This is a genomic window from Streptomyces sp. NPDC026522, assembly GCF_055567555.1.
On sequence record NZ_JBVHQF010000018.1, the window covers coordinates 85,705 to 94,534 of the forward strand.

8 protein-coding genes and 2 pseudogenes are annotated in these 8,830 nt (G+C 68.6%); 5 read left to right on the top strand and 5 right to left on the bottom strand.

Going from position 1 to position 8,830, the window contains the following annotated elements:
• Positions 1-59: 59 nt before the first annotated feature.
• The gene (locus ACZ4M3_RS33940; RefSeq protein ID WP_467739290.1) at positions 60-227 is read right to left on the bottom strand and encodes a hypothetical protein; all 168 of its coding nucleotides are present in this window, start codon (positions 225-227) and stop codon (positions 60-62) included.
• 467 nt (positions 228-694) lie between these two features.
• Here ACZ4M3_RS33940 and ACZ4M3_RS33945 point away from each other — a divergent pair, with 467 nt between their 5' ends.
• Positions 695-892, top strand: coding sequence for an ATP-binding protein (locus ACZ4M3_RS33945; RefSeq protein ID WP_467739292.1), 198 nt, complete (start codon positions 695-697; stop codon positions 890-892).
• A gap of 31 nt (positions 893-923) precedes the next feature.
• Here ACZ4M3_RS33945 and ACZ4M3_RS33950 read toward each other — a convergent pair whose 3' ends face one another.
• The 4 genes from ACZ4M3_RS33950 to ACZ4M3_RS33965 all read right to left on the bottom strand — a co-directional run bounded on the left by ACZ4M3_RS33950 (position 924) and on the right by ACZ4M3_RS33965 (position 5,611).
• The gene (locus ACZ4M3_RS33950) at positions 924-1,415 is read right to left on the bottom strand and encodes a MarR family winged helix-turn-helix transcriptional regulator (protein WP_467739294.1); all 492 of its coding nucleotides are present in this window, start codon (positions 1,413-1,415) and stop codon (positions 924-926) included.
• A gap of 1,333 nt (positions 1,416-2,748) precedes the next feature.
• Positions 2,749-4,227, bottom strand: a complete 1,479-nt coding sequence (locus tag ACZ4M3_RS33955; protein ID WP_467739296.1) for an MFS transporter — start codon at positions 4,225-4,227, stop codon at positions 2,749-2,751.
• A gap of 528 nt (positions 4,228-4,755) precedes the next feature.
• The gene (locus ACZ4M3_RS33960; protein WP_467739298.1) at positions 4,756-5,088 is read right to left on the bottom strand and encodes a hypothetical protein; all 333 of its coding nucleotides are present in this window, start codon (positions 5,086-5,088) and stop codon (positions 4,756-4,758) included.
• 118 nt (positions 5,089-5,206) lie between these two features.
• The gene (locus tag ACZ4M3_RS33965) at positions 5,207-5,611 is read right to left on the bottom strand and encodes a type II toxin-antitoxin system PemK/MazF family toxin (protein WP_467739300.1); all 405 of its coding nucleotides are present in this window, start codon (positions 5,609-5,611) and stop codon (positions 5,207-5,209) included.
• Positions 5,612-5,777: 166 nt separating this feature from the next.
• On the opposite strand from ACZ4M3_RS33965, the pseudogene ACZ4M3_RS33970 reads away from it, so the two are divergent.
• The 4 genes and pseudogenes from ACZ4M3_RS33970 to ACZ4M3_RS33985 all read left to right on the top strand — a co-directional run.
• A pseudogene (locus tag ACZ4M3_RS33970) lies at positions 5,778-6,441 on the top strand (IS701 family transposase); the annotation flags it as partial.
• A 584-nt stretch (positions 6,442-7,025) separates the two neighbouring features.
• Positions 7,026-7,772 (top strand): hypothetical protein, encoded by a 747-nt coding sequence (locus tag ACZ4M3_RS33975; RefSeq protein WP_467739302.1) that lies wholly within the window; start codon positions 7,026-7,028, stop codon positions 7,770-7,772.
• Positions 7,773-8,137: 365 nt separating this feature from the next.
• Positions 8,138-8,377: a hypothetical protein gene (locus ACZ4M3_RS33980; RefSeq protein ID WP_467739304.1), complete on the top strand. Its 240-nt coding sequence runs from the start codon at positions 8,138-8,140 to the stop codon at positions 8,375-8,377.
• A gap of 307 nt (positions 8,378-8,684) precedes the next feature.
• A pseudogene (locus tag ACZ4M3_RS33985) lies at positions 8,685-8,830 on the top strand (FAD-dependent oxidoreductase); the annotation flags it as partial.

The window sequence follows — 8,830 nt, forward strand, 5'->3', positions numbered from 1 at the left end:
ATCAGCTGGATCCGGTGGTACCGAAGAGCCAAGAGCGCGCAGCCAGTGGTACCGGGGTACTACGAACCGGCGCCGCCAGCGCAGACCTCCCGTGGCGGCCGGCCGCGAACCATTCGGCCGGCGGCCGTCTTCCGCATCAGCCCGTGGGTGAGAACCGGCAGGAGCAGGTGCGGCTTGCCGGGCAGCGTGGTGATGATCAGAACGGCACTCGCGCTGCTGTCGTTCATGCCGGGCGAGCGTGAGTGACGACGCCGCCGGCCCGGCCGGTCTCAGCAGGCGCGCCGCGCGGCAGCGGCGGCGGGCGTGCGGGAAAGGAGCCGAGGGCGCCCAAGCGTTGACGTAGGCCAGGACGAGTGGGCCGACCGGGGCAATGGGTGCGACGACGTTCAGGACCAGGCGCCACTGCGGCGCGGGCAGTGCCGGACGGCACACCATGCTCGCCACGCCCGGCGATACTGCGCTGACCAGGGCGAATCCGCTGTGGGCCGGCGGCTGAAGGTCTCCTGGTTCACCCTCGAATCGCTCACCGCCCACCTGGGCCGGGCGACCGTCGACAACACCGTCTCCAAGGCGGTCGCGAAGATCACCCGGTGCGACCTCATCATCATCGACGACATCGGCATGCTGCCCCTCCGGACAGGCCGCCGCCGAAGCGTTCCACCGCGTCATCGACGCCGCCTACGAACACCGGTCCGTGATCGTCACCTCGAACCTGCACCCATCGGGCTTCGACTCGATCATGCCCAAGACCCTGGCCACCGCCGCCGTCCACCGGCTCCTGCACCACGCCCACATCGTCCTCACCGAAGGGTCCAGCCTGCGGCTGACCCGGGCCACAACCGGCCAGGGTGTCGTCCCGCTGAACCAGCCAGGCCGGAGCACGTCTCCTTGATGGGTTCGTCGGCTGGCCAAAGAGACAGAACCTAGGATTTCCCGGCCTCCTCGACGTTGGCGACCATCCTGCGCAGCACCTTGAGCGCGGCCACGTACTCTTCATCGCTGATGCCCTCGTGGACCACGGCGCGCAGCTCGGTCACCAGCTCGCGCAGCCGTACCCTGGCAGCCTCCCCGGCATCGGTAAGCTGCAGGCGCTGCCCGGCGTCGATCCGGAGCCAGCCGCGGTGGAACAGCTGGTCGATGACACGAGCGATCTCATGCGGCCCGTCCGCGAGGGGCGTCAGCTGGATGACGACCTCCTCGCGACTCGGAGCCGCGGACCCGCCGTTCACCCGGTTGAGCACCCAGTACTGCGGCTGCGTGACGTCGATCCTGGCCATAGCGTCACGCAGATGCCGGGTGACGGCCGCCTGGGCGAGGCCACTCCAGTAGCCAATGGGCTGGGTGGCCAGCATGTCGTCGGTGGCGGCCGGATCAGCCGGCGCCTGGTCGGTAGTGATGTCAGTCAGCGGTCCCATGACCGCGACGCTATATCCCCCAACGCTCACACCCCCCATTCGAGGGACGAATAGTCGTACCGGGCAGGGAGGTCAACTGTCCGCGCACAAGGATCTGAGACGTCCGCTCACCCGGACGGTCCACTGTCCGTTGACAGCTTCCAGGCCGCGAATGGTCTGCTCGACCTGATGCTGCTGCCAGGTGAGCCAGGCCTGGACGGCCCGTCACCGCTCCAAACGCTCCCGGGTCCCGCTCGTGACGGCTGCACCTTCGGCGCGGACACGATGGACGCGCCGTCGACGTAACGCACCACCAGCTGCTGTTTCCCGGCTCAGCTCCCGCCGCAGCTGCGTCCCGCCCCGTTCCGGCCGGACCGCGAGCAGGTGTACGTACGGGTCCACTGCTGCTGCAGCTCGATCAGATCGTCGGGGAAGGGCAAGGACTTCATCCACTTAGTGAAACAGATGTTCGAATGATTGGTCGAGCAGGGCGTGCCGCAGCGAGCTGTTGTGTTGTGATCCGGCTACCCGACCACATGTGTGTCCTGTTGTCCCGTGTCACTCAGAGCGCGTGCCATCGGATCTGAGCGACTCCGCGGCGGAGGCGGACGTAACCTCAACGCCATGGATGACTTCCTCCCGCTGCTGGCGATCTTCGGCGGCTTGGCCGCAGTCCTTGCCTCCCTCGTGTGGCTGGCGCACCACGTTCGTCGCCGGGGCACGGCTGGTGCGGGGGTCGTCGCAGCACTGGCTTCGTGGGAAGAGGCCTATCGCGTCACCGCCCACGAGGCCCACTGGGAAATCAGGGCACAGGCGGAGCGCCAGTCTTCCGTGCTCTCGCCTGACGGCCACTGGCCGCGGGCCGGTGAGAGGAGCCCCCGACCGCCTGCCTCGAGGAACCGCCGAGACGGCATGAGCCTCCGCCGCCTGGTACGCCTGTGGGGGCGGCGGGGCTGATTGCCCCGGGCTCTCAGGGCTCGATGCCACACGCTCAACCTTCAGTGCATCCCATTTCGTCCGATGCGATCAGTTTTGGTCTAGTGACTGCTCTGAACCATCCCGATGTGTTGTGGACGCGAACCGAGCACCGTTCGGGGGAGGCGGACACAGTTGCTGAAGAGGCCCGGGATCAGGTGCTGGCAGGGTGTCGTCCGAGCGGGGTGCGGAAGCTGGGGCGGAAGCGGGTGTCGCCGGACAAGGAGTCAGCTGTTCGGCCTCGTGGTGATTGCCGTGCGGCCGGGGCCTGCGCCCCCTGCCGCAACCCCGACGACGCCGGAGACCCGGAGACGGCGAGGACGGGAAGGGCTGAGGGCCCAGGTCGCGGCCGACTTCGCGGCCGGGACCTGGGGGTGGCTCAGTCGGCCTGTTCGTTTGCTTGTTCGGGCAGGCAGAACATCAGGGCCCACATCAGGGCGAGGAGGCTGCCGACCCACCACAGCACGGGGATGAACGCGTCGCGGTTGAGTCCTGGGTCGGGTGAGCCGTCGGTGATGGTGAAGAACACGAGGGCGGTCAGCGCGGTACCGAGGGCGATGCCCAGGTGCATGGCGGTGTTGAAGAGGCCCGAGGCGGCCCCGGCGTCCTCGTGCGGCACCCTGGCCAGTGACATGTCGGCGAGCGGGCCGCCGACCATGCCGAGGCCGAAGCCGATCAGTACCACCGGAGCGGTCATCGTCAGCAGGGTCAGGTCTGCCTGATCCGCCTCGGCCTGGAGTCCGTAGACGGCCATGGCAGCGATCGTGATGAGGGCTCCGGCCTGGGGAAGGCGGCGGGCGAAGCGGCCGCCGATCTTCGCCGCGATCGTTGCGCCGGCCAGCTCTCCCAGGGAGAGCAGCACGAAGGCCAGGGCCGCGTGGAAGGGGCTCATGCCCAGTCCGCGCTGGAGGTAGAGGGTCCAGGTCATGAAGAACAGCCCGCACAGCAGGCCGTGCGTCAGCTGCGCGGCCATGCCGCCGGAAAACTGCCTGCCGCGGAACAACGCCAGGGGCACGAGGGGTGCGTTGTCCTGCTTGCGCTGCTGGTGGCGCAGGAAGACGCCCAGCACCAGAAATCCTGCACCAAGCAAGGCGAAACACCGCAGCGGCCAGTGGTGGAGGTGTCCCTCGGTGAGCGGGAAGATGATCAGGACGATGGCCAGTGCCGACAACGCCATGCCGGTCAGGTCGGGCCGGCCGGCCTTCCCGGCGGTCGACTCGGGGATGAACCTGCGCCCCAGGAGGAGCACGGCGAGGCCGAAGGGCACGTTGACCAGGAAGATCGGCCGCCAGGACAGCCCGAACAAGTCGGCCTCGGTGAGCAGGCCGCCCATGACCGGGCCCAGGACGTTGGCGAGGGAGAGGACGGCCCCGTACAGACCGAACGCTTTGCTGCGGTTCTTCCCCTCGAAGGTGACATGGAGCGTGGCCAGGACCTGCGGGATCATCAGGGCCACTCCCGCGCCCTGGAGAATGCGGGCGCCGATCAGCACGCCCGGCCCGGCAGCAAGGCCGCACAGCAGCGAGGCCGCGGTGAACACGACGGTGCCGATGAGGAGGATCCTGCGTCGGCCGTACAGGTCGCCGAGGCGCCCACCGGTGATCAGCCCGATGGCGACGGGCAGTGAGTAGCCGGTGGTCAGCCACTGCACCGCGGCCGACCTCGCGCTAGTCGACTCCTGGATGGCGGGCAGCGCGGTCAGGACGACCGACTGGTCGAGGAGGTCCATGAGCTCGGCGGTCAGCAGGAACAAGAGGGCGATTCGGGCTGCCAAGGCGATTTTCGGGTGGTGAGGTGCTGGGTCGTCCGGGGACGGGGCGGTGTGCTGCGGCTCGTTGTCGAGCGCGGAGGAAGACACGACGGGACTCCTGATCCAAAGGAATCGGGGAGCCCATGCCGACAGCCGCACCGGGGCCGGAAAACACGAAACCCGGGGCAGACGGCAGAGCTGCACCCGGGAAAGACAGAAAACAGGGGGAGGGTGACGCAACTCAGACCAGCGCGACGTCCGCCCCCGGACACGTGCGGCACAACAGCACGCGGGGAACACGGACGACTACATGGCCTGGTTGATAGGACGTCACCTCAAGATCGACAACACAGAAGGAACAAGAACTCCGGTCACTGCCACCGACACCTCGGCACAGGAACCGAACCACCATACGACACCCCCGGGCCCCGCCTCACACCAGATAGCGCGGCCCGCCCCTGCCGGACCGAGACCCCTGCACCACATGCAGCCCCCTGTCAGACGGACGGCCCACGAGACCGTTGCCCTCGGGCACATCCGCCTCCGGATCGCCCTTCTGCTTCGCGTTGGCCTGGCCATGGCTGATCATGACGTTGACCCAATGTGACGTACTCTTTGGCCCCTTCCAGCGCCTGCTCACCCCTGGGACATGGGGCATGGAGCGGGCAGGCCGAGCAGTACGGGCCCGTCGGCCGTCGCCCCGTCGATCGGCCTGATCTTGGCTTCGGCGCCGGCGCGGCTGACGCGGAGTCCCTCGATTTCGCCGAGCCTGCCTTCGTGCTCGGCTTCGCTGATCCGGTCCAGCAGGTCGTCGCGGATCGCCACGAGCCGGCCGCGCTGGGCGGGGTCGGGTCGCAGGAGGGAGTAGCGGACGCAGGCGTGTTCGTGGATGCAGGCGGTGCCGTGGGCGCGGGCGCAGGTCCGACGGAGAGCTTGCAGCGTTCGAAGTGGCCGAGGAAGTCTTCCCACTCGGCGCCGGTCTCTCCAGCCGGAGATGGTGATCTCGATGGTGAGGGGCGCCGAGGCGACAGTCGGACAGCTTCGACCATCTGGCCGAGACCGCCCACGCCGTGGGCTCTTTCTCCCTCTACTCGAGTTCACCGAGACGGAGGGCGTTCCTCATCTCGCTGAGCTTCGCGGTCGTCGCCGGGGTCTGCTCCTGCGCTTGTTCAGCGAGTCGGAGGGCATCGTCAATCTCGCTGAGCTTCGCCGAGGACAGGACGGCCGCCCGCTCTATCAGGTCGTCCCGTGACACGGTGGTCAGCCACGTGCAAGGGGTGAAGCCTGGACGCGGGAACGCGAGCCGCAGCACGCCTTCGAACGGCACTCCATCACCGGCGCCCACCATCACTTCGATGCCCAGACCGCTAATGTCGACGCCCGCCGGAGCGACGACCTGCATCACCCGGATCCCGGACGCGTCGTCTCCCGACAGCAGTACGACCAACCTCCGCTCGTCGAACTGGACCCACCAGACTTCGCCACGTTGCACAAGTCCTCCAGACACTGGACGGCAGACAGACGCTGCGCGAGCCTGACGCGCTGTGGAGACGGGTGCGGCCACCGTTGATCACCGGTGTGTGAAGACTGAAGACCACGCGGTGGCCGCAGGTCACAGCGTAAACCCTGCCCACTGGCAGGAGGCGTTCGAGGACCTGATGAGCCGGATACCGGGACGGTTCGCGCGGGTCGAATCCCGGCGCCGAGCCCGGAAGTTGGTACTCGGCCCGCTGTCGGACCTGCCGAGCAAGAACTGCCGGACCATCGCCGAGTGGGCCGGAGACACGACCCCGGACGGCATGCAGCGCCTGCTCGGGCGGGCCAAGTGGGACGCCGGCCAGGTCCGCGACGACGTGGGTGACTACGTGGTGGAGCATCTGCACGACGACGAGGCGGTGCTGGTGGTCGACGCGACCGGCGACGTGAAGAAAGGCACCGACACCGTCGGTGTCCAGCGCCAGTACACCGGCACCGCCGGACGCGTCGAGAACAGCCAGGTAGCCGTTCACCTCGCCTACTCGACCCCCGCGAGGGCACGCGGCGATCGACCGGGAACTCTATGTTCCGCGTTCCTGGACCTCCGACCCCGACCGCTGCCGTGCTGCCGGACTCGGTGACAAGACGGAGTTCGCGACCAAGCCAGAGCTGGCGGCCCGCATGGTCACCCGATTCCTGGACGCCGGCCACCGGGTCGCATGGGTCGCGGGAGTCTACGGCGGCAACCCGGGGCTGCGTGCCGCGCTGGAGGAACGCAGCACCGGCTGCGTCCTAGCGGTGGCCTGCTCGCACGAAGTCACCACAGGCGCGGGGAAGTTCCGCGCATGCGGGCGCGGCCTCGTCCTCAGCCGCCACGATCCGATCGGCCGCCTCCGACCCGCTTGCCCCGTGGTCCCGCTGCGCCCCGGCGTTGCCCGCGAACTCGCCGAGCACCTCATCCCGCTGCTCCCGGCCATCCATGCACCGGCGCGAGGTTCTCCTCGGCCTGAGGCACCAGCGACGTCCTTGATACCGCCCTCGTCCAGCCCGACATCAGCGCGGACACCTCCGTCGACCGCGGCGGCCTCTACCGCCACCCGATCCGGTACGTGCGCCTGCGCCTGGACGGGACGGTCGATGACGTGCCCCGGATACAACCGGACCTGACCGCCGGGGTCAGCGTCGACCGCGCTCCAGACCATGGCGGGACAATTGATCAGTGCTCCGCAGCCGTCTCACGCCGGAACCGGCTGCGGAATTCGCCGTCCTCCGCCGGCTCCGGGCGCACCGTCTTCACCGCGACCGTACGGCTCTCCCCTCCCCCCCCGCGCCGGAACCTGCCTGGGTGCCCGTGCGATTCCTCCCGGCCGGGCTGACGACCAGGGGAAAACGGTGTGACAACCCGCCCGGTCGGGGCCCAGGCTGGGCGCATGCGTACGCGTCTGAACGTCTTCGGCATCGATGTGATCCCTTCGGATCCGCGGGACCGTCACGACAACCCCGAGGTCCGCCCGCTGATCGACGGCTCGGACTTCATCAAGCACGACTACTACGGGGCGGTCGGCGGTGACGCGCTCAGATGGCTGCTGCCCGATGGGCCCTTCGCGGTGGGGGAGGTGCCCCACGAAGTAGAAATGGCGGCGTGGTGCTGTTGCCGCTCCGCGCTCGATGTCGTCATGCGGCGCGAGGGTGACACGGTGGTGTGGGCGTGCAAGGAGCCCGAAGACACATTCTCTTACGAATACCGCTTCGATGCCCGGCAGTACGACGCCGAGGTGGTACGGGCCACCCGGGACCGTGGGTGGGAGTGGCCCTCCGCGGCCGTCGCCCGGGAACTTGAGAGCATCCTGCGCGCCCGCTCCACGTGGCTCGACACATGGACGTGTGAAGTCGATCGGGCGTGGGCCACCCCGGGGACCCTCGACGAGATACGCCTCGCCCTGCGGACCCATGCGCTCCAGCCCGATGGTGCCTGGCGTTCCCTGGGGCGCATCGGGCTCGTACGACCGGTGACCGACGAGGATCCCCTGCTCCAGGCCGAGCGTCTGGCACGGGAGATCATGGCGGGTGATCCGCGCACGGTGGACGGCATGCGGGATGATACGCCCGACGCGCCGCTCACGGACTGGCCGGGCGGTCCGAGGGAGTTCGGGCCGAGCAGTCACAAGTGGCGCTGAGCGCGAGGCGGAATGTGGCGGCGCGGCGCCTCCGGCCGCGGTGGCCTGTCCGGGCCACCACTTCCTTGGGCCCCGGCCGTACTGACGGCGGGATGCGCCCATCGATCACGGTCCGATGAGGGCCGATGTCTTGGATTAGGGGATGTATCGAAGAGTGGATCTTGACATGAGAAGATCTCGGCTTGCGACACGTGGAGATCTGACTGGCTCGTCGTGGGCCGTGCCGGAGTCGCTGTTGCCGAGGGACAAGAGTCCGGCCGTCGGCCTGTATGGGCTCGGCGACGGCTGATCGACTGCGTGCGGTTCCGGGTCCGCACCGGTACTCCGTGGCGGCACATGCCGCCGAGTACGGGCCCTGGGGCCGGATGTACGACCTGTTCAGCCGCTGGCAGCCCAACGGCACCTGGCATCGGATCTCCACTGCCCTGCAGGTACGGGCCGACACGAAGGACCTGATCACCCGGGACCTCAATATCGACTCCGCCGTCATCCGGGTCACCAGCACGCCGCTGGAGCGCGGGAAACGGGGACCTGCAAAAGGAGCCGTCGGGTGGTTATCCGCCGAGCCGGACGACCACGGGATCGATCGCTCGCGTGGCGCCTGACCACCAAGGTGCACCTGGCCGTCGAACAGCGGCAGAAGCCCATGTCGATCGTGATCACTGCCGGGCAGCGGGGTGACTTCCCGCAGTTCGAGGTCGTCCTGAGCCGCGTCCGAGTGCAGCGGCTTGGAGACGGCAGGCCCCGCACCCGGCCCAACTGCGTGCGTGCCGACCGGCCACGGAACCGCAAGAACAGTAGCTCACGTGGAGGCCGGCCACCGAAGTTCGACCCGGAGGGCTGCAAGGCCGGCGCGCTGTCGAGTGCGGCATCTATCGCCTCAAAAGGCACCGCGCTGTGGCCATGAGATACGACAAGGTCCTCCAGGCCATCGGCTTCGCCCCGAACGTCACCGGGTACGGCCTGGAGAACACCGGCGTCACGGTCACCGAGCGCGGCGCCATCGACGTGGACGGCCGCTGCCGCACCTCCGTTCCGCACATCTACGCCATCGGCGA

What these genes read in the sequence shown, in the direction of transcription:
- ACZ4M3_RS33975 (WP_467739302.1), top strand. Translation starts at nt 7,026, where the DNA reads ATGCGTACGCGTCTGAACGTCTTCGGCATCGATGTGATCCCTTCGGAT.
- ACZ4M3_RS33980 (WP_467739304.1), top strand. Translation starts at nt 8,138, where the DNA reads ATGTACGACCTGTTCAGCCGCTGGCAGCCCAACGGCACCTGGCATCGG.
- ACZ4M3_RS33950 (WP_467739294.1), bottom strand. Translation starts at nt 1,415, where the DNA reads ATGGGACCGCTGACTGACATCACTACCGACCAGGCGCCGGCTGATCCG.
- ACZ4M3_RS33940 (WP_467739290.1), bottom strand. Translation starts at nt 227, where the DNA reads ATGAACGACAGCAGCGCGAGTGCCGTTCTGATCATCACCACGCTGCCC.